This window comes from Sorangium sp. So ce1335, from assembly GCF_051521615.1.
Taxonomy (GTDB): Bacteria; Myxococcota_A; Polyangia; order Polyangiales; family Polyangiaceae; genus Sorangium.
The window spans coordinates 8,857,278-8,882,607 of the sequence record NZ_CP150363.1; the positions used below are offsets into that span (position 1 = coordinate 8,857,278).

The following is a 25,330-nucleotide window of genomic DNA, read 5'->3' on the forward strand; positions in this document are numbered from 1 at the left end:
GTCTGCCCATTACCTCCAGGAACAGACCATTTCCCATTCACGATCAAAATTCTCACGCGTCCGTTTCTTCGATCTATTTGTCTGACGCGCAAACGAGGATTGGATCGATGAAAAATCAAGGGATGCCCGGCGCACAGAGAGGCTCTGTCACGACGCCCAGCGCCCGCTCGGCCGCTCGAGAAGTCTGCGCGCCGCACGACCCCCGAAGGGCCGCGTGAGACGTGATTCAGCTTACGTATTTGCGTGTCGCCCGCGCGCTCACCGCCGCGGCGCCGCGCCGCTCGATGAGGGCGCCTGGCTGGGGGCGCGCGTGATCTCGGCCGACCGGCCGGCGACCTGGAGCGCCGTGCCCGGGACGGCGTGCTTGTACTTGACGTAGCCCAGCGCGATCACCCGCTGCCCGCGCGGATCCCTGACCTGGCTGGTCACCGCGCCGACGGCGGCGCCGTCGGGCAGCGCGATCTCCGCGCCCGCGGGCACGTCGCCCTCCCCCTCGACGGCGAGCTGCACGAGCCGCTTCTTGGCGTGGCCGCGCATCTGGAGCATGAACACCGTCTCCTGCCCCAGGTAGCAGCCCTTGTTGAACGAGACGGCGCGCTCCTCGAGCGAGGCCTCCTGCGGGAAGTTCTGGTCGTCGAAGTCGGCGCCGAACCGCGGGACGTTGTTCTCGACCCGGAGCACCTCCCACGCGGCCGCGGTCGTGGGCAGGACGGGGCCCGCCTCGCCCGAGGCGACGAGCGCCGCCACGAGCGCGCCCTCGGCCGGCCGCGGCGCCACGAACAGCGCGCCCCCGAGGCCGGTCCAGTCCACGATCGCGGCCTCCGCGCCGGCCGCGCGCCCGGCCGCCACGAGATCGGCGGACCGCGGGCCGTGGGCGAAGACCCAGGCGTGCCCGTCGGAGGCGTCCTCCAGCTCGGCGTCCTCCATGATGAGGTAGCGCTCGAAGGTCTCGCGCAGCTGCTCGATCCGGTCGCGCAGCGCGCCCACGTAGATGCGATCGGCCGCGACGACGATCCACACCTCGGCGAAGATCTTCCCCGTCTTCACCACGTTGAGCCCGTACGCGCCGCCCGCGGGCGGCGCGGCCCTTACCCCGGCGGGGAGCGGCTTCTGCGGCGCGAGATCGCAGGTGACGAGGCCGTTCAACCAGCTCTGTCGGTCCGAGCCGGTGACGATCAGCGTCCCGAGCTCGGGCATGGCCTGCACCAGGGCGCCCTCGCGGAGCGCGCGCCGCTGCTCGTCCAGTTCGTGGGTCGGGTCCATCGGGGCCGGATCGTGGAGGAGGAAGCCCGGGCCGTCGAGGGGTGGCGCGACGTTTCGCCGGCCGCCGCCGCCGCCGTCCGCCGCGCCCTCTAGGGATCGACCTCGGCGACGAGCGCCGGGAACTGGGCCGACGTGTGGACCGACGGCGGGACGATCGCCGCGTCGACGTGGCCCACGAGCCGGCGGAGCGCGTCGGCGTCGGCCGAGAGCACCTCGGCGACGACCGTGAGCGTCCTCGGGAGCGACGCGACGCTCGCGATGACCGCCTCGGCCGTGGCGCCCCGGACCAGGACCGCGCGCGCGCCGACCTTCGCGGCGGCCTCGGCCCCCTCCGGGCTCTCCGCCAGCGCGAGCGGCAGCATGCGCATCGTCCTCGCCCCCTTGGCGAGCCGGTCCCAGTCGTCGAGCGGCAGGAGCGCGTCGATGCAGACCCCGTCCGCCCCGTGGAAGCGCGCCGCGAGCGCGCCGTCGCGATCGCTCACCTTCGACAGGCAGAGCGACGGCACGGTCTTCGTCGCGCGCGCGGCCCCCTGCATCGCCGGCCCCGCCTCGGCGAACGCGAGCGCCGAGATGTTGAGCTCATGCAGCCGCGCCGCATCTTCCGCCGGCGCTTCCGAGCCAACGAGCCCGACAAGAGCCATGCTCTTTCTGCGGGTGGAGATCACCTGGAGAAGATCGCGTGTGGACGGGACGATCGATCCCGCATCGAAATCAGGCATGGGAGGGCCGGTAGACGAGCCTGACGCGCGGGTCAAGCGAGGGATCGCTCGTTCCCCTCGATCTCGGTCGGAGAATCCATGGCTGGAACGTCCTGCATGCGCATCCACACGGCCGTCTGATCACCCTCGTAGCAGACGCTGCCCTCGTGACGGAACTCGAACTCATAACGGATCATGTGCCGCCTCACACCGAGCCGGGAGCGCGTCGCCACGCACGTGGCCTCGATGGGCGCGCCCGGCCGGACGAGCTTGCGAAAGACCACCCGATGAATGTTGGTGCCATAACCGATCCACCCCTCGCGGTGCCGCAGGCCGAGCAGGTGGTAGGCGTGCACGAAGCCGAGCATCCCGGTCGCGTGCACCATGATACCGCCGGCGACGTGGCGCGGGTGCAGCACCGGGTGCGCCCGCTGCGCGTCGACGAGCGGCATCGGCCTGTCCGTCGGCATGCGGCAGCGCACCAGGCTCCTCGCGGCGTCCACCTCGAGGAGCTCGTCGAAGAAGAGAACCGAGGGGTCGTACGGCAGATCCGCGAGGAACTCGGCGTCGAACGGGCCGAGCCTCACGGGGCGGGGCGCGCCGCTCGCCGCGCCGGGTGCAGGGGTCGTCATGGGGGTAGCTCTGGTCCCGGATCCCCCGCGGCAGCTCCTAGCAGCGGCGGATCGCGCGGGCAACGGGTCGCCGCCCCCGCGAGAGGGCGCCGCGCGCGTCGGCACGCGCCGCGTCGACCGCGGGCGGCAGGCGGTGCGCGTGGGCGCTGTCGATCGCGAGGTCGACTTCGAGGAGGGCGAGTCCTCTGGACAGAGAGCTCGTACAAATACGAGCCGACCGGGGTCGTGCGCATCGGGGGATGCCTGATCACGCGGGCGTCCTATTTGACGCGTTGCCTGCCCTCGCGTAACGACAAGCGCCATGTCACGCAGTCGTAGCCCTCGCTGGCCTGCGGCGCTCGCGCTCAGCGGGTCGCTGCTCGGCCTGGCGTTCAGCGCCTCGTCGACGTTCGACTACATCCGGCACCTCGACCGGCAGGTGCACGACCTTCACTGCAGCTTCATCCCCGGCCTGAGCGCGACGGAGGGCGCCGACACGGCCTGCCGTGTGGCGATGTACAGCCCCTACTCCGCCCTGTTCCGCGAGGACTTCTGGGGCGGTATCCCCATCTCGCTGTTCGCGCTCGGCGCGTTCGCGTTCTTCGCGGCGTTCGCGCTGTACGTGCTGCTCTCCGGCCAGCACGCGCCGCGGCGCGCGGCGCACTTCCTGTTCGCCGCCGGCCTGACGCCGCTCGCCGTGTCGATCATGATGGCGGTCATCTCGGCGGTGCGCCTCGGGGTGTTCTGCAAGACGTGCGTGGGCATGTACATCTCGTCGGCGCTGCTCGCGGCCGGCGGCATCTGGGCGCTGCTCGACGACCGCAGGCAGGCGCGGGCGGCTGCCTGGTCGAGCGCGGCGCCGCGCGCCGGGGCGGCCGGCGTGGGGCCCACGGTGCCCATGGCGCCCCTCGGCGCGTCGCTCGGCGACCCGCCGGGCGCCGCGCCCGCCGCGCCGGCGCGCCCCATGGGCTCGAAGCTCCTCCTGCCGGGGTGGCTCGTCGCGCTCGGCGCGTGCACCGTGACGCCGGCGCTGCTCTACGCGAGCGCGCTGCCGAGCTACGCGAGCTACCTGACCGGCTGCGGCAAGCTGGAGAAGCCGACCGAGCCGAACAACGCGCTGCTCCACGTGAAGCACCCGGGCGCGGTGCAGCCGGCGACGATCTTCGTCGATCCGCTCTGCCCGACGTGCAAGGCGTTCCACCAGCGGCTCGTGTCCGAGGGCGTGTTCGACAAGCTCGACGTGACGCTGGTGCTCTTCCCGCTGGACAGCGACTGCAACTGGATGCTCGACCGGCCGGTGCACCCGGGGGCGTGCCTGCTCTCCAAGGCGATCCTTTGCAGCGATCACCGGGCCCTGGATGTGCTCGAGTGGGCCTACGACAACCAGGAGGAGCTGCTCGAGGGCGCGAAGGCCGGGGCGGGGGTCGCCAACGTGCAGGCGGCGATCCGGCAGCGCTGGCCGGGGCTCGACGTGTGCATGGACTCGAAGGAGACGACGCTGCGGCTGAACCGGATGCTCCGCTACATCGTGGACAACAAGCTCCCGGTCTCGACGCCGCAGATGTTCCTGGGGACGACGCGGCTCTGCGACGAGGACACGGACATCGGGCTGTCGTACGCGATAAGGCAGCTCGCGCCGGCCCTCCGGACGAGGTGAGGTGGTCATGAGAGGCGCAGGGATCATCGGGATCGTGGCCGGGTGCGCGATGCTCGTCGCGTCCGGCGTGACGGTGCACGGGCAGGTGCAGGCCGCGTCGCAGCGCCTGAAGACGGGCGTCGCCGCGGCGGTGAGGCCGGCGGTGGCGATCGCGAACGACGCCGAGGCGCCGTACTGCACCCCGGCGTTCAAGACGGTGCTGCAGCGGGTGCTCAACGCCTGCGGCCTCGTCGGGGCCGAGGCGCGGCGCGGGTGCCAGCCCGCCGACGTGAAGACGCTCGCGTCGATCAGCGACGACGACTTCAACGCGCTCTTCACGCCGCTGAAGGGGCGCGGCGGGGTCGTGATGTTCGACGACGCGTCGGAGAAGCTCGACGACGAGGGGAGGAAGATGATCGAGGAGATGTGGCTCGATCGGCGCGGGGCGCGCTACTTCTTCATCGTCGCGCGGGCGTCGAAGACGGGGACGCCGGAGTTCAACCGGACCTTGTCGCACAAGCGCGCGAACAGCGTGCTCTTCGATATCTCCGACAAGTTCAAGGAGCAGGACCTGGACAAGAAGGTCGGGATGCTGTGGCTCGGGAACGAGTTCGCCCAGCTCGGGGCGGAATACTGCCAATGGAACGTCTCGCGGAAGAACAAGGCATGTACGGCAGAGGCCATCAACCGGAGCGCGTTCGTCTCCTGGGTGGACTGCCAGCTGTGAGGCGGACGATGGAGCGGAGCGGGGCTGTCCGCGGCGCCCTCGTGGCGCTGGCCGTGGCCGCGGGGCTCGCGGGCGGGTGCGATCAGGACAAGGCGGATCTGCCGCCGCCCCCGACGCCAGGCCAGGGGCGGAGCAACGCGGTGACGGCGCCGGGCGGCGCGGCGACGGCGACGGCGACGGCCACCGGGGCGGCGCCGGCCGCGCCGGCCGCGCCGGCGGCGCCGCGGCTCCTGTGCGCGGGGCAGTCGCCGCGGCCGGCGCCCTCGTCGGGGGGGCTCACGGCGGTGGCGGCCAACGGGGCGGAGCCGCTGCCGGCGAACATCCAGTTCGGCGTGGGCAAGTGGGTGTGGGTGAACTTCTGGGCGGCGTGGTGCAAGCCGTGCCTGGAGGAGATGCCGCGGCTGCTCGGGTGGCAGCAGAAGCTCCGGGCGGCCGGCGTGCTCATCGATCTGGCGTTCATCTCGATCGACGACGACGAGCGGCAGCTCTCGCGGTTCCTCGAGGCGCAGCCGGGCACGGGGGTGCGCGCGTCGTACTGGCTCCCCGAAGGGTCCCAGCGGGCGGGGTGGCTGAAGGCGCTCGGCGTGAAGGAGACGACCGAGCTGCCGATCCACGCGATCGCGGCGCCGGGCGGGCAGGTGACGTGCGTGATCCAGGGGGCCGTCGAGGACAGCGACTATCCGACGATCGCGGCGCTGTTCGGGGCGAAGAAGTAGGCGGCCGGGGCGCCGGGGGAGCGGGCGGGCGGAGGCTCGGCGGCGCTCGGCGTCGCCGATGGCTGCGCGGTCACGGCGCCTGCTCCGCCTCGCCGGCCAGCGCGACCGCGCCGCGCACGCCGTGGTTCGAGGCGCCGAAGAGATTGTCCGGATCGAGCGCGCGCTTGACCTCGCGGATGACCGTCCGCGCGCCTTCGGAGTACACCTCGTCGAGGAAATCCTGCCGGATCTTCCCCACGCCGTGGTGGTGCGAGAGCGTGCCGCCGGAGGCGAGGATCTCCTCGCGCGCCGCATGCTCGAGGGCGGCGTACTCCGCGACGGGATCGGCGACGCCCTTGGCGTAGAAGCCGAGATAGAAGTACATCGCGACGCCGGTCGGATAGACCTGCGTGAGCCGACCGGTGAAGAAGGGCCGTCCGGGCAGCTTGCGGCGCTCGTGCTCGAGCTCCACGCGGCGCTTGACCCGCTCGTAGAGCTCGAGCGCGCGCGACCATGGCACGCTTGTCTCGAAGCTCTCCGCGATGGCCCAGTGCTCGAACGCCAGATCGCGGATGTACGCGATGCCGAACGTGAGCTGGTAGCCACGCTCCCCGTTGGCGGCGCCTCCCTGGAGGCCACCATGGCGCGCGGCGATGGCCCGGAGCGTTCGCTCCTGAAAGGCGACCTCCGCGGCCGTGCCCTCGAAGACGACGGTCGCCACGCACATCTTGTGCGGATCGAAGCCCTTGATCCGCGTCACCACGAGCGCCTCGGCTCGGCTCTTGAGCCGCGCGGCGAGCCCCTTCGAGGCCGGCTTCAGCGCCTGTCCGAAATGGAACTGGGTGTTGTCCATCACGCGCACGCTCGCGGGGACGGCGCCGCTCTGTTGCAGGTCGTAGAGGAACTTGAAGCCGTGCTCGAGGTCCGGGAAGATCACGCTCGCGTAGCGCTTTACCTCGGGCAGGGGCCACACCTTGACCACCGCGCTGGTGATGACGCCGAGGTTCCCCTCGCTCCCGAACAGGAAGGTCTTCGGGTTGACACCGACGCTCTCACGCGGGCCCACGGCGGGGCGTTCAATCACGCCTCGAGTCGTCACCGCCGTGACATCGAGCACGATGTCCTCGATATTGCCGTAGCGGTTCTTCTTCATCCCGCTGGCGTTCGTGGCGATCCACCCGCCGAGCGTCGAGAACTCCGCGCTGTCGGGCTCGTGTCCGAGCGTCAGCCCGTGCCTGGCCAGCTCGGCGGCGATGTGCCGGCCGGTGGCGCCCGCCTCGATGCACGCCGTGCGGTTCACCGGATCCACCCAGCGCAGCTTGTTCATGCGGCGCATGTCCAGCGCGATGACCACGCGCGCTTCGTCGACGGGCAAGCGCAGGGCGTCGGTGACGTTGGTACCGCCGCCGAAGGGGACGAGGCAGGCCCCGCGCGCGTGCGCCACCTCGACGAGGCGCTCCACCTCGGCGTGTGCCTCGGGGAAGACGACGAGATCGGGCACGCGGGGGAGGTGACCGTAGCGGATCGCCCAGATCTCGGCCCCTGTGTGGCCGTGGCCATGCCGCAGCCGGACCAGCGGCTCATCACTCACCTGATCGTCGCGGAGGAAGCCGCGGAGCGCCTCGAGCAGCGCCTCGTCGCGCCGCGCGGCGGGGATCGCGGGCGGATAGTGGGGCACGTTGCGGTTGTCGTGGGCGAGCGGGGCCTGAAGGATGCCCGACAGCCACGGCAGCAATTTCGGTAGATCGAGCCCGCTGATGTTGTAGCGGCGTCCCGTGAGCGTCACGTGCCCGTCCGGCTTCACGACGAAGCGCGTGTCCTTGAAGCCCCAGCCGTCGAGCGCCTCTTCCTCGTCGCCCTCGACGCCGCGCGGCCCGGCGGGCGCCGGGGTCCTGCCGCCATCGCCCCGCGGAACCCAGCCCAGCCGGCTCGCCACGTTCGCTCCTGCGCGCTCGATGCGCGACCGCAACCCTCGCTCCCGATCCATGTCATCACCTCGACGACCACGTGTCCCGCCGCGCTGGCCTGGTCGAACATGGCCAGCGCGGTGACGGCCCCGGCCCCAGCTGGCTCAGAAGAACGCCTTCAACAGGCCTATCGCGCCCTGCTTCCAGGGCACGCGATGGGTCACGCCCGAGCGGCTCTCGAACTCGCTCCGGTGCGCCCGGTACCACTCGAGGTTGCGCACCAGCGCGTCCTTGTTCGAGTACTTCGGCGCGAAGCCGAGCAGCCGCTCGGCCTTCTCGATCGACACGAAGGAGTCCTTCGATGCCGTCTCGTAGACCCACTTGTAGAGCGGCGAGACGCCCATCGCCTCGAGCGCGCGCAGGCCGAGCACCGCCGGCGCCGCGGGGAAGGGCACGATCTTCTTGCCCTTGCCCGCCGCGTCGAGCACCGCCTGGTAGTCCTCGCCCATGGTGGTGAATTCCTTCGCGCCGATATTGAAGGTGTCGTTGGCGACCGCCGCGTCCTTCGTCATGCACAGGGTGATGGCCTCGCAGAGATCGGCCACGTCGAGGAGCTGGTAGCGGTTCTTGCCGTCGCCGATCATGGGGAAGCCCTTGCCGTCGAGCGCCCAGTCGTAGAGCAGGGCGAAGACCCCGAGCCGCTCCGGTCCGATGAAGGACTTGGGCCGGATGATGGGCACCACGAGCCCCCGGCCGCGCTCCTCGAGGCACACGACCTCGGCCTGGATCTTGGCCTGCCCGTACGGGCCCACGCCGTCGAGCCGGTCGTCCTCGCAGAGCGGGTGGTGGTCGGGGATGCCGTACACGGCCGTGGAAGAGATGTGCACGGCGCGCTCGACGCCGTGGCGGCGCGCGGCGCTCATGACCACGCGCGTGCCGATCACGTCGGTCGTGTAGATCTCCTCCGGCGTGTACAGGGGCAGCGCCGCCGCCGTGTGCACGACGAAGTCCTGCCCCTTCATCGCCGCGTCGACGACCGCCGCGTCGCGGATGTCCCCGCGCACCTCCCGGATACGCGACCGCTCGGGGTAGTCGAAGTCCAGGACGTCGAGCGACGTGACCTCATAGCCGCGCTCGAGCAGGTGCCGCACCAGATTGATCCCCAGGAAGCCCGCGCCGCCCGTGATCAGGACCTTCTTCTTGCTCATCGTCTTACAACCTCGCTTCAGGGATAAGGAGAGCCGCCGGCGCTCACGCGCCGTGCGCCTCGATGACGGCCCGAGCCTCGGCCGGGTCGCGCTTGCACTCGAGCAGCGCTCCGAGCAGGAGCGGCGCCACGATGGTGGCGTCCGACTCGATCACGAACATGGGCGTGTCCGCGGTCAGCTTGTCCCAGGTGATCTTCTCGTTCGGCGTGGCGCCCGAGTACGAGCCATAGGATGTCGTCGAGTCGGAGATCTGGCAGAAATAGGCCCAGGGCCGGGCCGGCTCGCCGAGATCGTATTTGAGCGACGGCACCACGCAGATGGGGAAGTCGCCCGCGATGCCCCCGCCGATCTGGAAGAACCCGACGCCCGCGCCTGCGCTGAGCGCGCGGTACTGATCGTACAGCGCGGCCATGTACTCGATGCCCGACTTCACGATGCTCGCGCTGCACTCGCCCCGCCGCACGTAGGACGCGAAGATGTTGCCGAAGGTCGAGTCCTCGTGGCCCGGGACCACCAGCGGCAGCCCGGCCTCCGCGGCGGCGAGCAGCCAGCACTCCTCGGGCGGGCCGCGGTGGAGCGCGGGCTCGACCGCCTGGACCAGCTCGTAGAAGTACTCGTGCCAGAAGCGGCGGTCGCCGCGCGCCGTCGCCCGCTCCCACATGGGGACGATGTGCTTCTCCACCGCACGGAAAGCCTCGTCTTCGGGGATGCTGGTGTCGGTCACGCGCCGCATCCGGTTTTCGAGGATCCGCGTGTCGTCCTGCTTGGTGAAGTAGCGGTAGTCGGGGAAGTCGCGGTACTCGTCGTGCGCGACGAGGCGGAACAGCGACTCCTCCAGGTTGGCGCCGGTCACCGACAGGCCGTGGATGAGGCCGGCGCGGATGGCGGGCGCCAGCGTGATGCCGAGCTGAGCCGAAGACATCGCCCCGGCCACGGCCCAGAACATCTTCCCCCCGCGCTCGATGTGCTCCCAGTAGGCGAGGAGCGCGTCGCGCGTCGCGCGGGCGTTGAAATTCTTGTAGTTGCGCAGAACGAACGTGAGCAGGGGCAGCGTCGTGGGCCCCTTCTTCGTCCCAGCCATGTCGTACCGAACCTCGGCGACCACGGAGGCCGTCCCGGTGGTCTCGGGTCGCGCAGGCCACCAGGGACGCTCTACGGACCGGCGCGGGCCGGGCCGCCATCGCAGCGTCGGGTGGCTTCGTGGATCCGTAGCACAAATCGGGAGCATCGTGTCAAGACCGTGTCGACGGGCGGGGACCCGCGCGCGCGACCGTGTACCGCCTGGGCAGGCGAGCCCGTGAGGTCACGCCAATGCACGGTAGCTCGCGGTGGTGACTGTGCTCACGACCGGCGCTCGTGGTCAAACCCCTCGGCCGCGATCATGTCGATCGCACCCTGCCGCATCGAGACCCGGGGCTGAGCGGCGTCGCTGTCCAACGCGCCTGGCGACGAGGAGCGCCGCTGCCGCGCCCGGAACGAGGGCAGCCCCGGCCGTGGGCTCGGATGCAAGCGTACACCCGCTCGACGCGGATCCGGTCGAGGCCTCCTGCCGGTCACAAACGCGCTTGGCGAGATCCCCCGGGATATCTGCGTCATCGTGCCGATGTCTTCGAGGCCGTAGACACACACTTCGCCCGACGAGGTGGCGCAGAAACGCGTCGGCGGGCAAGCCTTCAAGATCTTCGGCTCCTGCCCGGGGCCACAGCGCGCCCCGCCTCCCTCGAGCACCGCAATCACGATGTCAGGATGCTTGGTGAGGACCTCCGGTATGTAGCTCCCTCCTCGGCGAAAGGCTCGGCGTGCATCGCTCGGTCACGCAGCCGCGAGCCGTTCCAGCTTCCGATCCAGCTTCGATCCAGCTTCCGTGCCGACTGGATGGGAGCCGATCTCGTGTGTCACGAGGGTCATGCAACGCCTCGTCGGACGCGTTCACTCGCCCGCTCCGCCGGAAACTCCGGCATACGGATCCATTCGATGTACGACGTGTCGTAAAGCTTCACCCGATAACCGAGCCGCGCGTGGCCCTGTTCGCCCGGCGCGAGCGGGAACAGCGGCGGCCTATCTCGTCGTTCGGCGCGCTCACCTTCGTGCACGTCGCGCTCGCCGCGGCGCTCCTCCCGGTGTGGATGACGTTCGCGCTCGGCGGACGCCGTGGCCGTGGCTCCCGGCGGCCTCGGCGAGGTGCTGCAGGCGGAGCCGTCGACGTTCTGCTGCCGGGCACGGGCCCATGGATGGTCCCGCCCCGCCGCCGCGAGGGGCGGCTCGGTCGCGGGGTTCGATACGACAGGCGTGACGGAGGCCCAAACGCTCCTCGGCCGGTGGGAGCTCGACGAGCGCGATACGGGAAACGCGGCGTGACACGTGTCACCCGTGTGTGTCAGCCCTGGCGTGTCGGCCCGAGGAAGATCTCTGGCATGAGGCCAGGCGACCCGGCCTCGCAGCGCCGGGCACATGGGTTGCTGAGGCGACACGACAGGGAGGACTCATAGGCCCAGAACGGCGTAGCCGCCTTACGGGCGCCAAACATCGTACATACGCCACAACGCATGGCTTCGGCGATCGTCAACCATATAAAACGAGGTGAGGACGTCATGGACTTTCTGATTTTCACGGCTCATTCGATCTGGGGGAAGGCAGGCACCATCGAGGTCGACGGCGTCGTGTTCGACCCGAGCGATGGATATGGGAACACGGACGTGATACCCAAGGGGACCCACGCCATCCGCTGGAAGGATCCGATCGCTTGGTTCTGGGCCAAGGACGGCAAGGCGGTCGCCACCTTGCCCAGCAAGGAGTCGCCCAGCCTGGATGACTACTGGCAGAGCTTCGGTGGATCTCTCTATCCCTTCCCGTACTACACCTTCAAGGGCGCTCCCCTGGGTGACGGCTCGGCGAGTCCTTTCTTCGAGTTCCCGCTCGCGGGAGATTATTCGCCGCTGGCCCCGCCCGCCGAGCTCGCGGACACCCTGGTCATGCAGGTGGTGGAGCCGGGCGATGTCGAGTATCTGGGCAAGGAGGGCCAGCCGCCGGCCCCGGTGCCGCTGCCGCCGCCGCCGTTCGACGACTTCCTCAGCGGGTGGGATCCTTGCGCGGTCCCCGAGTTCTGCGAGCCCGAGCCGGTGCCTGGTGGGAAAGGGCTCGTGTGCAAGCGGCTCGGTTTCTTCGAGCTCTGCGATAGGAAGGAGGAGACGGCGGTGGGCCTCGTGCGCGTCAAGGACCTGTCGGCGGCCGTTGGCCGGCACCTCCGCGCCGCACGCGCGCTCGCCGGCGCGGGGGACCGCGGGGTAGAGCACGCCGACGCGCGCGCGGCGCTGCACGCGGCGAGGGAGCGAGCAGCCTGTGCGCAGCTCTTCGGCCGCTCGCTCGATCACGCCAGGAGCGCGCTTGTCGATATCCTCCGCCGCGACGCGAGGACGCCGCACTGCGTGCGCTTCGCGGTCAGGGCGTCGCTGGACGTGGAGCTCGGCCTGCGCGCCCTCGGCCGCTGCGCCGCGCAGATCGACGCGGCGCTCCGGGGCGGCGCCGAGATCCCGCTCCGGGACGCCGCGCTCGCGCACCGGCATTTCGGCGCGGCCTTGATCCACGTCCAGCGCCTGGACGCCTGGGCGCTCGCAGCCGAGGCGAGGAACCGGAGCGTCGCGCAAGTCCCCGCATAACGGAGGCGACGTACAGCCTCATCAAGAGCGACATCGCAAATTGCGTTCAGCCTTCAGGAGGGCCGGAACGCATGCATCAGCGCTCCCGTCGGGGCCGTCGACTCCGCGTGAGCGACATGTACAGAAACGACAAGGCCAACCTCACAACGCAACCAACCGGGGCCGCGGGGCCCTTGAAATGAGGAAACCATGAAGAATAGACCGGTCAAGATCATTGCCTTTATGTTTGCCAGCGCCTTCATCTCGCTCGTTGCTCTCGCTGGCCACAAACCTGCCGAGGCAGCGTTCCCGCAGGGTCCAACCGACGTTTCGGACGCCCCCGAAGAGGAGGTCAGAGCCTGCTACTGTGCGAGCTGCATCGAAGGGCCCGGTTGCACGACGTACAAGGCGCCTTCGTGCGACAAGGGCGAGCTCGCGAGCTGGTGCGTCGCCGGCTGGATTGCCATCAGCTGTCCGAATGGCACCTACCCGTGCAACAACGGGAACGGGCTGAGATGCTGCTCCTGAGAGGAGACGCAGACGCGGCCTCTCTGCCGCCGAGCTCTCGCGCCGCCACCCCCACCACGATCCCTCCGAGCGCATAAAGCGCGTTCTCGCGATCCGTCGTTCATTATCGCAGCTACTCTCCACCCCTCCTCGTACAGCGGTGTCTCAGGACGAGCGGCAGGCTCGAGGGACATGGAAGTTTCACGCGGGAGCTGCGCCGAGCCACGAGCGCATGGCGCCGGCGCAGAAGGACGTCAAGGGCGCCGCGGGCGGAGGGCGATTGCCGCAGGCCTTCATACCAGCGGCGCAAGTGCACGGGCAATCCCGCCCCGTACGACGCCTCGGTGCGCTCGGCGCTTCCGGCCCCGCGAGGCCCGACCCCGTGGTGTACACTTGGACCACCGTGGCCCCCCCTCCGCTCAAGACCACCCAGGAAGAGCCCCTGAGCGTCCAGGCGAGCGGCTCGCGCTCCGCGAGGCCCACGCCGGGCCTCGTGTGCATCTTCTCCGTCGATGCGCCGCGCTGCGACGTCCTGCCCCTCCGGGACGGACATCTCGGCATCGGGCGCGGCGAGGGCGGGGTCGTCGGCGATCCTCAGACCTCCCGCATGCACGCGAACGTGCGCTTCGACGGACGGCTGTGGGAGGTCGAGGACCTCGGGAGCCGCAACGGCACCTGGGTCGACGGGGAGCGCCTGGAGGGCGCGCGCGCCGGCGCCGATCTGAAGGTCGTGCGCACCGGCTCCTCGGTGTTCCTGCTCCAGGCGGACGTGGAGCCGTTCCGGGCGGGCGTCTCCAGGGTGCACGGCACGCTCGTCGGCCCGGCCCTCGCGCGCGTGTGGGCGTCCATCGCGCGGGCCGCGGGCTCCCACGCCGCGCTGCACATCACCGGCGAGAGCGGGACCGGCAAGGAGCACGCGGCGAGGGCGTTCCACGGGTACGGCCCGCGGCGCGACGGCCCGTTCGTCGCCGTCAACTGCGCCACCCTCTCGGGGGACATGGCCGGGGCGCAGCTCTTCGGCTGGGTGAAGAGCGCGTTCACGGACGCCAAGGCGGGCGGGGACGGGTACGTGAAGGCCGCGCACGGGGGCGTTCTCTTCCTCGACGAGGTGGCCGAGCTGGACCTCGGGGTGCAGGCCAAGCTGCTGCGCGCGCTCGAGGCCAAGGAGGTGATCCCGATCGGCGCGGCGCGCCCCGTGAAGGTGGATTTCGCGCTCGTCTCGGCGACGCTCAAGGACCTTCGCGCGCAGGTCGCCGCAGGCAAGCTGCGCGAGGATCTGCTCTACCGCATCGCGCGAAGGGGCGTCGTCCTCCCGGCGCTGCGAGAGCGGCTCGAGGAGATGCCGTGGTACGTGGACGAGGTGCTGCGCAGGGAGGCGGAGGCGGCCGGCGCGCGCAGCCAGGCGCTCGCGCCCCTCAAGGCACATGCCTCGCTGATCGAGGCCTGCCTGCTGCGGGCGTGGCCCGGCAACGTGCGGGAGCTCCTCTCGGAGCTCGAGGCGGCCGCGCAGGAGGCGCGGAGCGCGGAGAGCCGGTGGGTGACGGCGGCGCACCTCCTGCCCTCGGCAGGGCAGGCGGTCGCCCCGCCGCTGGCCCCATCGCCGTCGGCCGCGCTGCCGCCTTCCTCGTTCCCGCAGCACCTGCCGTACCCCCCCGCGCTGCCACCCTCGTTCGCGCCCGCGCCGCCCCCGCCGCAGCCCGCGCCGGAGGCGGCGCGGACGGGGGCGACGGCGCGGCGCGGGGTGTCGCTGCCCGCCGACGCCGTGATCGAGGAGGCGCTCCGCCGCGAGGGCGGGAACATCGCGCGCACGGCGCGGGCGCTCGGCGTGCACCGGACCCAGCTCTGCCGGTGGATCAAGCGCCGCCGCGCCGCGCCTCCGGGCCGCGCCGACACCGAGCCTTGAGCCGCCTCAGCCCGCCGGGCCTTCCGGCGCGGCGCCGCCTCCGAGCGCGCGCAGCCGCTCGTGCGCGCTATCGAGCTCGGCGCGCAGCCGCCGGATCTCCTCCTCGTGGCGCGCGTTCTCCGCGGCGAGCGCGTCGATGTGCCGCTGCTTGCGCCGGAGCTTGTCCTCGAGGCGGCGGCGCTGGAAGAACTCCGGGACGTTGATGTCGCGCCGCTGCGCCTCGGCGGGCGCGCCGCGCAGATACCGGGTCAGGTGCTCGCTCATGCGCCACGGCGGCGCCATGACGAACCGGCACGTCTCGCCTCCGGCCGCGCGGCACGCGATCTCCGCGGCGATGAGCGGGATGCCGAAGCTCTCCTCGCACCAGCCGGAGGAGTAGCCCGCGTTCATCGCGCAGACGGGGCCCTCCGAGCGGCGCCCCCGCCGCACCCACGCGTCCGACTCGAACGAGAACGGGTGATCGTAAATGAGCAGGAAGTTCTCGTTGGGCACGGGCCGGCTCGCCGCGTCGATATTCACGAACGCCCACCCCGTGTACGCGAAGTGCGTTGGGCCGAGCGAGAGCTTCTCCACCGGATCCGAGATGCCGAATTTCTGATGAAAATGGCGCGCATCGGCCTTGGCGCTCGTGTGCGCGAGGTCGAACAGGAAGTCGAAGGCGACCTTGCGGGCCTCGCCCTCGCTCCCCTCGTGATAGAGCGACAGGATGAGGTCGACGAACTCGACCGACATCGAGGCGGCCCGGACCAGCACGTAGCGCTCGCCGGACACCTCGATGGTCCCCTCCTCGGGGCGCTCGCGCTTCTGCGCGAAATACGCGCGGGTGTACTGCTCCGCGCGCTCGAAGAGCGGGTGGAGATCAGGGGGCACCGAGACCGATTTCGTGCTCATGGCGAAGGGTTCCTCGGATCGATGGCGCGGGTGGGGTCGCGCGCCGGCCGCCTCGGCCCTCGAGACAGCTCCTCGAGGAGCGCGCGCGCCTCCTCCACGTCCCTCGTGCCGGGGCCCTCGGCGACCCGGGCGAGGACGCCCGCGAGCGCCTCCTGGGCCTCCTCCGCGTTGCCCTGGACCCGCCAGAGCCGGGCGAGGTTCGCGGTCGCGCGGAGCTCGAGCGTCAGCGCGCCCTGGCAGCGCGCGATGTCGAGCGCGCGGAGGAGGCAATCCTCCGCGGCCGTGTCGCTGGGCGCCGCGCTGCCGTGCAGGATCGCCGCCTTGAGGCGGTAGACCTCCGGCGCCCAGAAGCGCTCGGCGTGCCCGTCCATCGTCGCCTCGGCCTCGGCCAGGGTCGCGAGCGCGCGGGCCTCCTGCCCGACAGCGGCCCGGGCCTCGGCCTCCAGGGCGAGCAGGTGGGTCATCGACATCTGGGTCCCTTCGGCGCGCTGGTCCGCGATCGCCAGACGCATCTCCTCCACGACGTCCTCGCGCTGCCCGCGCTCCGCGAGCGCCCACCCGCGCAGGATGGTCGCCACCTGGACGTAATGGCGACACTCGTGCCTCGTCGCCAGCGAGAGCGCCCTCTCCGCGTACTCGAGGGTTGTCCGCCGGTCCCGGCGGACCTGGTGGTGGACGGCGGCCAGCGACAGCGCGAGCACCACGGTGAACGGGTGACCCAGCCCCTCCGCGATCGCGCACGCGCGCCGGGTCGTCGAGAGCGCCTGATCCATCGCGCCGAGCGCCCAGAGCGTGATGGCCAGATAGGACAGCCCCTGGACCTCGAAGTCCCCGCCGTAGAAATAGCTGATGTCGTGGTGACGGGCGCGATCGTAGAGACCAACGCTCGTCTGGAGGTGCTGCCGCGCGTTGCCGTGCTCGCCCAGGAACAAGCACGATTTGCCGAGCGCGTGGTGCGCGGCCAGCGCGGCTTCGGGCCCGCCCCGCGTCCGGGCCAGCGCGAGCAGGTCCTCCCCGAAGGCGCGCGCCGTCCAGTGCTCTCCGCGGCCGATGTGGAGCCGCCAGAGCCCGAAGAGCGTCACGATGCGCGCGTGGGCGTCCTCCTCCCCCTGGCAGAGCTCGAGGGCGCGGGAGAACGCGCGCTCCACCTCCGGCGCCGCGTGGCCGCGCGTGATGGCCAGCGCCGTGGCGAGGAAGATCTGCAGCGCGAGCTCCTGGTCCAGGCGGCCCTCGGTCCGCGGGGTCTCGGCCAGCAGGGCCAGCCCGCGCGCGGCGCAGGTCCCCGCGTCGCCCGGGTCGCCCGCGCGGAGCGCGTGCTCCGCCGCCCGCGCGTACCACGCCGCCGCGCGATCCGGCGCCCTGCCCAGCTCGAAGTGCCGCGCGATCCGCGCCGCGCTCGCCTCGTTCGCCGCGTCGGGCCGCGCGGCGGCGCGCGGCGGCTCGGCCCCGGTCCCCGGCGACGACGGCGCGGCGCCGCGCGGGGCCGCCTGCCGTTCCAGCCACCCGCCCGCGAGCCGGTGGCCGAGCGCGCGGCCGTCCGCGGTCAGCATCGCATACGCGCCCTCGCGCAGCAGCGCGTGACGGAACGCGAACTCCGGCTCTCCGGGCAGCTGGCTCGAGAGCCGCCGGACGAGCACCTCCTTTGCGACGAGCGACGCGAGGTGAGCGCCCGCGCGGCCGTGCGCGGAGGGCTCCTGGTCCGGCGCGCCCCCGTCCACGAGCGCCTCGACGGCGCCTCGCCAGAAGACATCGCCGAAGACGCTGGCCGCCCGGAGCACCCGCCGCTCGTCGGCGGGGAGGATCTCGAGGCGGGCCTGCACCATGGCGGCGACGGTCTCGGGCAGCGTGTCGCCGCGGCCCTCGGCCACCGCGCGGATGAGCTCCTCGAGGTAGAGCGGGTTGCCGTCCGCGCGGTCGACGAGGCGCGCGACGAGCGCGTCGTCGGCGGCGGGCAGGGCGCCGGCGACGAGCTGCGCCGCGGCGCGGCGGGTCAGCCTGCCGAGCCGCATCTCCTGGACGTCGTGCTCGGCCCAGAGGGTCGAGAAGCGGTCGTGGATCTCGGGGCGGGCGAGGCCCACGGCCATGAAGGGCCGGTCGCGCAGCGCGGCGAGCGCGGCGCCGGCGAGCTCGACGCTGGAGACGTCGGCCCAGTGGAGGTCCTCGAGCACGAGCATCAGCGGGTGGGCAGCCGTCTCGGCGGCGAGCAGGTCCAGGAAGGCGCGGCGGATCTGCTCGGCCATCATCGCCGGCGTGCGGCGCGCCGCCGCGAGCGTCGGGTGCGCGGAGGCGGGGAACGGCGCGGCGATGATCTCGCCGAGGAAGACGGCGACGCGCGCGCGCTCGGGCTCCGGGACGTGGCGGGCGACGCGCTCCTCGAGCCTGCGCCGCCGCTCCTGGACGGGATCGCCGGGGTGGGCGTCGGCGGCGCGCTGGAGCGCCGCGCCCAGCAGGGCATAGGGCGTGTCGGAGCCGAGCTCGTCGGCGTCCGCCGCCCAGACCTCGACGTCGCCGCGCCGCCGCACCAGGCCGAGCATCTCGTGGCGGAGGCGGGATTTGCCGATGCCGGGCGGCGCGACGACGAGCACGGCGCGCGCCACGGCCTCGTCGACGCACTGGTCGAGCAGGTCGGCGAGCGCGCGCAGCTCGCGCTCCCGGCCGACGCAGGGGCTCGGCTGGCCGAGCAGCAGCCGCGCCTCGCCGTCGTTCAAGGTGCGCCGCCCGACGAGGTGCAGGCCGGCAGGGGAGGCGCGGAGCTCGAAGCGGGCGTCCAGCAGGCCGGCGGTGACCTCGTCGACGAGGACCGCGCCGGGCGGCGCCCCGGGCGCCTCCACGAGGGCGGCGGCGCGATCGAGGACGGGGCCCAGGGGCAGGAGCCCGCGCACGTCGGTCAGGCCGCTGGCGAGGGCGATGGCGGCGTCGGGCAGGCGCTGGGCGGCCTCGAGGGCGGCGCGCGCGGCGCGCCCTGCCTGGTCGCGCGCCGCGCCGACGCCGCACCAGCGCGCCACGAGGGCGCCGTCGAGCAGGCGATCGGCCTGGCCGCCGAACGGCGCGATGGCCTCGCGCAGCGCCGCGAGCGCGTCGCCCCCGGCCCCGTGCTCGACGGGGGGCGTCGCGCTCAGCGTGTCGGGATCGACCGTGACCGTGGGCGACGCGTCCCCGGCGGGGACCCCCGGCGGCGCCTGCGCGGGCCGGACGAGCAGGACGCACGCGAGGCGCTGCTCGCCCGAGGGCATCGCGGCGGCGGCGGGGACCTTCCGGGGAGCGCCGTCGCCGTGCGCGTGCAGCAGGGAGGCGAGGGCGGCGGCGCACTCGCCGGCGGTGGGCCGCTGGGCGGGCGCCTTGGCGAGCAAGCGCGCGATGTGGTCGCCGAGGCTGGCCGGGAGGCCCGCGCGGAAGGCCTCGATGCGCGGGGGCTCGTCGAGGAGGATCTTCGAGAACACGGCGAGCGGGGTGTCGCCGAGGAAGGCGGGGCAGCCGGTGAGGCACTCGAACAGGACGGCGCCGAGCGCGAACAGATCGGCGGGCGGGCCGACGTCGCCGACGCATTGCACCTGCTCCGGGGCCATGTAGCCGGGCGTGCCGAGGAGCGCCCCCGTGGCGGTCAGGCGGCGGCCGAGGTGGCCGATGCGGGCGATACCGAAGTCGACGAGCTTTGCCTGCGCAGCGTCGCCGCCGGGGAGGACGATGTTGGACGGCTTGAGATCGCGGTGCACGACGCCGCGCGCGTGGGTCGCGGCGAGCCCCTCCGCGACGCGGACGCCGATCGAGATGGCCTCGCGGACGGTGACGGGGGATCGCGCGAGGCGCGCGGCGAGGTCCTCGCCGTCGAGCCACTCCATCGCCAGGAAGGGGCGCCCGTCGCCCATCCGGCCGCTCGCGACGAGGCGGACGAGGGCGGGGTGGTCGAGCGCGGCGAGGACCTCTGCCTCCACGCGGGCGCGCGCGTGGAACCTGTGATCGTCGGACGTCACCAGCTTGAGGGCCACGGGGGCGCCGCTCGTGCGATCGATCGCGCGGTAGACGGCGCCCATGCCGCCGGCGCCGACCTCACGCTCGATGACAAAGCGCTCTGCGATGAGCACGCCCCCTTGCATCCAGGGCGACCACTATAGGGCGATCACGCCCGCGGGACCACGGCGCCGCCTCGAGCCCGGTACAGTGGGTTCCGCTCGCGACGATCGCCTTCGCCGAAGGGCGCTCGGCCTCCCCGCGGCCGCCCACGGCGCCGCCTCCCCTCCCCGGCCGGCCGCGCGCCGGCGGCCACGCGGAGCGGCTCCTGGAGGTGCCGCTCCGTCGAGCCCGCGGGTCCCCGCGCCTGCCGGTCGTGGCCGCGCAACCGGATACGTCGGAGGCCGCCGCGGGGCGGGCGCTCGACACCCCCGCTCGCGCAGCTGACACGTGACACCGCCGTGTCAGCCCGCACAGGGCGTGTCGCACGCCCGTCCCGGAATCAGGCCCCTCGTTTCCCTGCGTCCCGCGCGCCTTCCAGGGCTGCGCCGAGCCCGCCGCGGCCAGCGGCACGGCCGTTGCGACTGGCCGCTTCACGCGGATGCGGCGCCCTGCGCTCCCCCGGGCAAACGGGCCTCGGGGCTGCGGACGCATCGGAAAGAGAAGGGTCATGAGCACCATGAAACAACCCCCCTGGGCTCCGGGGGTGGTCACCACCTTGTTTGCATCCCTCGCCGCGGTCGCGGGGTGCGATGGATCCGGCGATGTCCCCGCCGGCCGCAGCGTGGAGGCGATCACGTCGGCGGACGGGGGATGTGTCGATGACACGGCGAACCGGCCCCTCCTCCGGCTCGCGTGGGCGGCGGTCCCCGACGAGGGAGCGTCGACGAGGCTCGGCACAGAGGAGGTGAGCCTCGTCGTCAACAACCCCGGCAGGGCGCCCGTGCAGGCGACGATCACGGTCCGCGCGGACGCCGGCACGCCGCAGCAGGGAGCTCAGCGCTTCACCGTCGCGCGGCTCGACCCCGGTCAGAGCACGACCCTCGCCATCCCGGTGCGCGCCTTTGGCCTCCGCACCGCGGCGATGAGCCACGCGGGTCAGATCACCGCCAGCGCCTCCGCCGTCCCGCTCGCCCTCGACGCGGCCGGCGGAGCGGCGCCCGCCGGGCCGGCGGAGCCGATCGTCGCGCCGATCCTCTACTTCCACCGCGATCCGGCGACCTCTGTCCTGATCGCCTACGGCGAGCGGGTGCTTCACGACCGGTATCACAGCGGAGATCTGAGGGCGTCTGGGCCGGACGAGCCGGACACGTACACGGTGCGGATCAAGCAGGGCGCGGCGCTCCCGTACAGCGCCGATCTGCTCGCGGAGGCCGGCGCGCCGGACGACGACGGCGGAGCGGCGGCCCCGGGCGCGGGGTTCGGCGGGCCGGGGGACGTCGCCGCCAACGTGTACTCGCTCTGCATCAAGTGGGAGATCCGGTTGACCGACAGCGGCAGGACGGTCGTCACCCAGGCCGGCCAGACGATCACCGAGGACCACTGGAACGATCCGAGCGGCTCGCACGTCGTCACGGCGCGCGGCGTCCGCGTCAGGCTCACCAAGGGGAGCTACTCGCAGGTCTTCGACACGAACCCGACGACAGGCTGCTTCACGTTCACCCACCCCCAGGGCGGCCCCTTCGATCTGCGCGTCTACGCCTATGCCACCGACTCCAGCGGCAACGTGACGCGGGTGCGGGACGCCGAGGGCAAGACGTTCTCCTTCGTGGAGAAGGGGATCGTGCCGACCCTCGGCTCTCCCCTCGTCGTCAACGTCGGCAACGAGACGCCGCGGGCCACGCTCGCCGCGATCGCCGCGTTCTCGGCGTATCGATCGCGCTTCGGCCTGGCCAACAAGCAGATCGACATCGAGGAGGTGAACACCTGCGGGTCTTCGGGAGGGAACAACTCGTCCGCGCACCACGACTTCAGCGATCTCGCGAACGGGCTCGCGCACGTCCGCATCCACGACGGCACGAGCCCGACCTGCTCGCCCTCCGATCACCGGCGGCAGAAGTTCGTCGTGAGCCACGAGCTCGGCCACGCCTGGATGCTCCTCCACACGAAGACCGCGGAGCCGGCGGCGGACTCGAGCCTCGTCGATCCCGAGGAGACCGTCTGCGGGACGGGGAACGGATACACCCCCAACTCCCTGGAGTGGAGCGCCATCGGCGCGCGCGAGGGGATGGCGCACTTCTACGCGACGCTGGTCTGGAACAACCGGAGCACCGATGAGGCCGTCTTCAGCTTCTTCGGCTCACCGGCCAACATGGAGCACGCGCCTCCTTGCGGCGGTCGCCTGTTGAACGTCTGCGACACGCCCGACAAGGCCGGCAAGTCCGTCAACATGGACTGGGCGCGCTTCTACTGGCACTGGCACGCCCCGTACGAATCGGATTCGCCGTCGACGGCCACGATGCGCCAGGTCTACGGCAGGGCGATCGCGAACGGCGGGCTCGCGCGAGACAACTACTACGACAAGCTCCGCGAGGCGCTGGACGACGTCGACATGCCCTCGAAGGTCCGCGTCCGGTGGGACCATTATGCCCTGCAGGACGGCGCCAGCGGCTTCGCGTGCCAGGAGCCGTACGCCTACCCGGACTGCCCGTTCGAGGACCCCGAGGACGGGGCCGGCTACCCGGGCTGCCCCTGCGCCGATGTCACAAAGACGCCGCACGTGCATGATCTCGACGACGACGGTCGCTACCCCGACGGCGAGGGGAGCTACCTCGCGCACGGGATGGGCGGCGTCGGGCAGTTCTGCGTCGACGAGAGCGCCGGCCTGCCCAAGGGGTCGGTCGTCTGCGGCATGGCGCCGAGCCTCGGGAGCAACGTGCCCGTCTGCCGGACCTGCGGCGTGGACACGATGGTGGGCTGCCCGTGCAGCAACGACGACGCCTGCAGCGCGCTCGGCGATGATCTGATCTGCTGGGGCGCGACGAACAACCTCGCCTCGGAGAGCAACTGGAAATCGGACCTGCCGGGCCGGTGCATGCCGAGCTCCGCCACGCCTGCGGGCCGCGAGCGGCTCACCGAGGTGCCGTGGATCTGCCTCGACAACTGCGGCGCCAAGGCGGGAGGCGGCAAGCCGGACACGTACGTTTGCGCCTACGATCAGCTCGACCATTACTTGCCGCACGCCCAGTGCGTCTACACGAACACAAGCTCGCCCGGCTACTGCGAGTCCAAGGGCCTTCACACCGACGTGGACGCCTCGTGCCCGCTCGACTGGGACGACTGCTGCGTCTCCGAGTGCCACTCCGAGGCAGCGTGCGATTCGCTCGGCTTCCCCGCGTCCTACGTGTGCGACATGAGCGGCGGACCGGGGCACTGCGTGCCCGACGGCTGCGCCAATCCCAAGACGCTCCCGAACGACCTCTGCTCGATGTTCTGATCCTTCACGGCCGCGGCTCGCCCTCGCGGCGAGCCGCGAGGGCGGAGCGGCGCGCAGGGGCGCCGGCCTCGTGCGCGAGCAGCCATCGCTTCCGCTCGATGCCGGCGGAATAGCCCGTGAGCTCGCCGCCGGCCCCGACGACGCGATGGCACGGGATCACCAGACAGACCGGATTCCGGCCATTGGCGAGGCCGACGGCCCGGGACGCGGACGGCTGCCCGAGCGACGCGGCGATATCGCCGTAAGTACTTGTCATTCCAGGAGAAATCCGCCGAACCTCCGCCCAGACGCGGCGCTGGAACGCCGTGCCGCCCGGCTCGACGGGGATGGCCGCGAGCGCGCCGTTGTCGCCGTCGAGGTACGCCCTCAGCCGGCCGGAAAAGCCGCAGGGATCCACGGCGGCGCGGAGCGCCACGACGCCATACCGCGCCTCGAGCGAGCGGCGGAAGCGCGGGGCGCAATCCGCGAAATCGAGGCCGTGAAGCGCGCCGCCCCCGACGGCCAGCAGCAAGACCCCGATCGGCGACTCCACCTCATCCAGCGAGAGCTCCACCCGACACCTCCCTCTCCGCGGGCCGCGCTCCCTGCGCGTCCGCCGTCCACAAGAGAATCGCCGCGTAGGCGCGCCACGGGCGCCACGCCTCCGCCATCGCCAGGAGATCCGCGCCGGAGACGCCGCCGAGCGCGCGCCGCAGCGCGAGATCCGTGGCCGGGAAGGCGTCCGGCTCGCGCAGCGCCCGCATCGCGATGTAATGCGCTGTCCACGCGCCGATGCCGGGCACGCCGGCGAGCGCGCGCACGGTCTCGTCCAGGCCGCGCGAGGCGTCGAGCGCGACCTCGCCGGCCGCCACGCGCGCGGCGAGCGCGGTGATCGTGGCCGCCCGCGCCCGCGGGAGGCCGAGGTCCGTCAGGTCGGCCGCGGCGAGCGCCTCGGGCGCCGGGAACACGAAGCGGAGGTCCTCGCCGCCGTCCTCGGGCGAGAGACCGCCGCGGAGCGAGAGCGGCTCGCCGTGGCGCGCGACGAGGCGGCCCGCGAGCTGCGTCGCGGCGCGCACGCTCACCTGCTGGCCGAGGATCGCCCGCACCGCGAGCTCGAAGCCGTCCCACGCCCCGGGCACGCGCACGCCCGGGGCCGCCGCGAGGATCGGGGCGAGCCGCGGATCGGCCCCGAGGTGCGCGGCGATCGCGTCGGGGTCCGCGCCGAGGTCGAAGAGCCGCCGCAGGCGCTCGGCGCAGTGGATCAGCCCCTCGGTGCCGGGCAGCCGCAGCCGCGCGAGGAGGCAAGGCTCGCCGGGCACCGGGCGCACCTCGACGACGCCGTGCCCGCCGGCGACGCGCACCGTGCGGCGGTAGACGCCGGGGCCCGCGGACTCGACGCCGGGGATCGCGCGCGCCCCGAGGAAGCCCGCGAGCGCGCCCCAGTCGAGCGGCGGGCGGAACGGCAGGCGCAGCGCGATGTCCGGCGCGCCGCCGTCGGCGCGCGCCGCGCCCCTGCCCCGCCGCGACGCGGCCTGCCGCAGCTCGCGCGGCGTCCGCGCGTAGGTGGCGCGGATCGCGTCGTTGAAGCGGCGGACGCTCGAGAACCCCGACGAGAGCGCGACCTCGGTGATGGAGAGCGCCGTCTCGTCGAGGAGCTTCTTCGCGAACAAGAGGCGCCGCGTCTGCGCGACGGCGAGCGGGGAGGCGCCGACGTGCCGCAGGAAGAGCCGCCTCAGGTGGCGCTCGCCCACGCCGAGCCGCGCGGCGAGCGCCGGGGCGTCGGCGTCGTCCAGCGCGCCCTCGGCGATGAGCCGGAGCGCCCTCGAGACGACGGCCGACGTGCCCAGCCAGGCGGGCGTCCCTGGCGAGGCCTCGGGGCGGCAGCGCAGGCACGGGCGGTAGCCGGCCTCCTGCGCGGCGGCCGCCGACGGGAAGAAGACGCAGCGCTCCCGCTTCGGCGTCCGCGCCGGGCACACGGGGCGGCAATAAATGCCGGTCGACTGCACACCGGTGAAGAAGCGACCGTCGAAGCGCGCGTCGCGGGTCTCGAGCGCGCGGTAGCAGGCATCCTCGTCGAGCCTCACGAGGGTGGGCGTACCCCGGCGACGGGCGCGCCGCCGGCCATTTTCGGACGTCGACAGCCCCCGGGCCGCCGAGCAGCGTCCGCGCGAGCGCGCTCCGAGGCCGCCCCGCGGCGCCCGCGCGAGCGCGCTCGGAGGTCGCCCCGCGGCCCCCGCGCGCGGGCGAGGCCGGCGCCGCCCGTGCGGCTCGGCCCCGGCGGCGCTC

At 72.6% G+C, this 25,330-nt stretch carries 17 protein-coding genes; 7 read left to right on the forward strand and 10 right to left on the reverse strand.

Annotated elements, in window-relative coordinates; all coding sequences use genetic code 11:
- Positions 1-258: 258 nt before the first annotated feature.
- The 3 genes from ygfZ to WMF24_RS32775 form a co-directional block, all read right to left on the reverse strand.
- Positions 259-1,263 (reverse strand): CAF17-like 4Fe-4S cluster assembly/insertion protein YgfZ, encoded by a 1,005-nt coding sequence (gene ygfZ, locus WMF24_RS32765; RefSeq protein WP_437731362.1) that lies wholly within the window; start codon positions 1,261-1,263, stop codon positions 259-261.
- 89 nt (positions 1,264-1,352) lie between these two features.
- On the reverse strand, positions 1,353-1,904 hold the full coding sequence (locus tag WMF24_RS32770; protein ID WP_437731363.1) for a hypothetical protein: 552 nt from the start codon (positions 1,902-1,904) through the stop codon (positions 1,353-1,355).
- Between the two features lie 110 nt (positions 1,905-2,014).
- Positions 2,015-2,593: a hypothetical protein gene (locus WMF24_RS32775; RefSeq protein WP_437731364.1), complete on the reverse strand. Its 579-nt coding sequence runs from the start codon at positions 2,591-2,593 to the stop codon at positions 2,015-2,017.
- Between the two features lie 301 nt (positions 2,594-2,894).
- Here WMF24_RS32775 and WMF24_RS32780 point away from each other — a divergent pair, with 301 nt between their 5' ends.
- The 3 genes from WMF24_RS32780 to WMF24_RS32790 are packed head-to-tail and all read left to right on the forward strand — an operon-like array spanning position 2,895 to position 5,651.
- Complete coding sequence (locus WMF24_RS32780) at positions 2,895-4,229, forward strand: vitamin K epoxide reductase family protein (RefSeq protein WP_437731365.1); 1,335 nt, start codon at positions 2,895-2,897, stop codon at positions 4,227-4,229.
- A 7-nt stretch (positions 4,230-4,236) separates the two neighbouring features.
- Positions 4,237-4,935 carry a hypothetical protein gene (locus WMF24_RS32785; protein WP_437731366.1) on the forward strand — a complete coding sequence of 233 codons (699 nt, stop codon included), beginning with the start codon at positions 4,237-4,239 and terminating at the stop codon, positions 4,933-4,935.
- Positions 4,932-5,651, forward strand: a complete 720-nt coding sequence (locus WMF24_RS32790; protein WP_437731367.1) for a TlpA family protein disulfide reductase — start codon at positions 4,932-4,934, stop codon at positions 5,649-5,651. Before WMF24_RS32785 ends, WMF24_RS32790 begins: the two co-directional genes overlap by 4 nt.
- A gap of 70 nt (positions 5,652-5,721) precedes the next feature.
- On the opposite strand, the gene WMF24_RS32795 is transcribed toward WMF24_RS32790, so the two are convergent.
- From WMF24_RS32795 to WMF24_RS32805, 3 genes are all read right to left on the reverse strand, one after another.
- Positions 5,722-7,617, reverse strand: a complete 1,896-nt coding sequence (locus WMF24_RS32795; RefSeq protein WP_437731368.1) for an FAD-binding oxidoreductase — start codon at positions 7,615-7,617, stop codon at positions 5,722-5,724.
- An 84-nt stretch (positions 7,618-7,701) separates the two neighbouring features.
- The gene (locus tag WMF24_RS32800; protein WP_437731369.1) at positions 7,702-8,745 is read right to left on the reverse strand and encodes an NAD-dependent epimerase/dehydratase family protein; all 1,044 of its coding nucleotides are present in this window, start codon (positions 8,743-8,745) and stop codon (positions 7,702-7,704) included.
- Positions 8,746-8,788: 43 nt separating this feature from the next.
- A complete protein-coding gene (locus tag WMF24_RS32805; protein ID WP_437731370.1) occupies positions 8,789-9,826 on the reverse strand; it encodes a deoxyhypusine synthase family protein in 1,038 nt (345 codons plus the stop codon).
- 1,510 nt (positions 9,827-11,336) lie between these two features.
- Here WMF24_RS32805 and WMF24_RS32810 point away from each other — a divergent pair.
- The 3 genes from WMF24_RS32810 to WMF24_RS32820 all read left to right on the forward strand — a co-directional run bounded on the left by WMF24_RS32810 (position 11,337) and on the right by WMF24_RS32820 (position 14,790).
- Positions 11,337-12,401: a hypothetical protein gene (locus WMF24_RS32810; protein ID WP_437731371.1), complete on the forward strand. Its 1,065-nt coding sequence runs from the start codon at positions 11,337-11,339 to the stop codon at positions 12,399-12,401.
- 189 nt (positions 12,402-12,590) lie between these two features.
- Positions 12,591-12,908 (forward strand): hypothetical protein, encoded by a 318-nt coding sequence (locus tag WMF24_RS32815; protein WP_437731372.1) that lies wholly within the window; start codon positions 12,591-12,593, stop codon positions 12,906-12,908.
- A 382-nt stretch (positions 12,909-13,290) separates the two neighbouring features.
- Complete coding sequence (locus WMF24_RS32820) at positions 13,291-14,790, forward strand: sigma 54-interacting transcriptional regulator (RefSeq protein WP_437731373.1); 1,500 nt, start codon at positions 13,291-13,293, stop codon at positions 14,788-14,790.
- A 6-nt stretch (positions 14,791-14,796) separates the two neighbouring features.
- On the opposite strand, the gene WMF24_RS32825 is transcribed toward WMF24_RS32820, so the two are convergent.
- Together WMF24_RS32825 and WMF24_RS32830 are read right to left on the reverse strand one after the other, a co-directional pair.
- Positions 14,797-15,681 (reverse strand): V4R domain-containing protein, encoded by an 885-nt coding sequence (locus WMF24_RS32825; RefSeq protein WP_437731374.1) that lies wholly within the window; start codon positions 15,679-15,681, stop codon positions 14,797-14,799.
- On the reverse strand, positions 15,678-19,763 hold the full coding sequence (locus WMF24_RS32830; RefSeq protein WP_437731375.1) for a protein kinase domain-containing protein: 4,086 nt from the start codon (positions 19,761-19,763) through the stop codon (positions 15,678-15,680). Before WMF24_RS32830 ends, WMF24_RS32825 begins: the two co-directional genes overlap by 4 nt.
- Before the next feature lie 545 nt (positions 19,764-20,308).
- Here WMF24_RS32830 and WMF24_RS32835 point away from each other — a divergent pair.
- Positions 20,309-23,065 carry a hypothetical protein gene (locus tag WMF24_RS32835; RefSeq protein ID WP_437731376.1) on the forward strand — a complete coding sequence of 919 codons (2,757 nt, stop codon included), beginning with the start codon at positions 20,309-20,311 and terminating at the stop codon, positions 23,063-23,065.
- A gap of 4 nt (positions 23,066-23,069) precedes the next feature.
- Here the strand turns inward: WMF24_RS32835 and WMF24_RS32840 are convergent, their stop codons facing one another.
- Positions 23,070-23,618: a methylated-DNA--[protein]-cysteine S-methyltransferase gene (locus WMF24_RS32840; protein ID WP_437731377.1), complete on the reverse strand. Its 549-nt coding sequence runs from the start codon at positions 23,616-23,618 to the stop codon at positions 23,070-23,072.
- Positions 23,599-25,128: a DNA-3-methyladenine glycosylase 2 family protein gene (locus tag WMF24_RS32845; RefSeq protein ID WP_437731378.1), complete on the reverse strand. Its 1,530-nt coding sequence runs from the start codon at positions 25,126-25,128 to the stop codon at positions 23,599-23,601. Before WMF24_RS32845 ends, WMF24_RS32840 begins: the two co-directional genes overlap by 20 nt.
- Between the last annotated feature and the right edge of the window lie 202 nt (positions 25,129-25,330).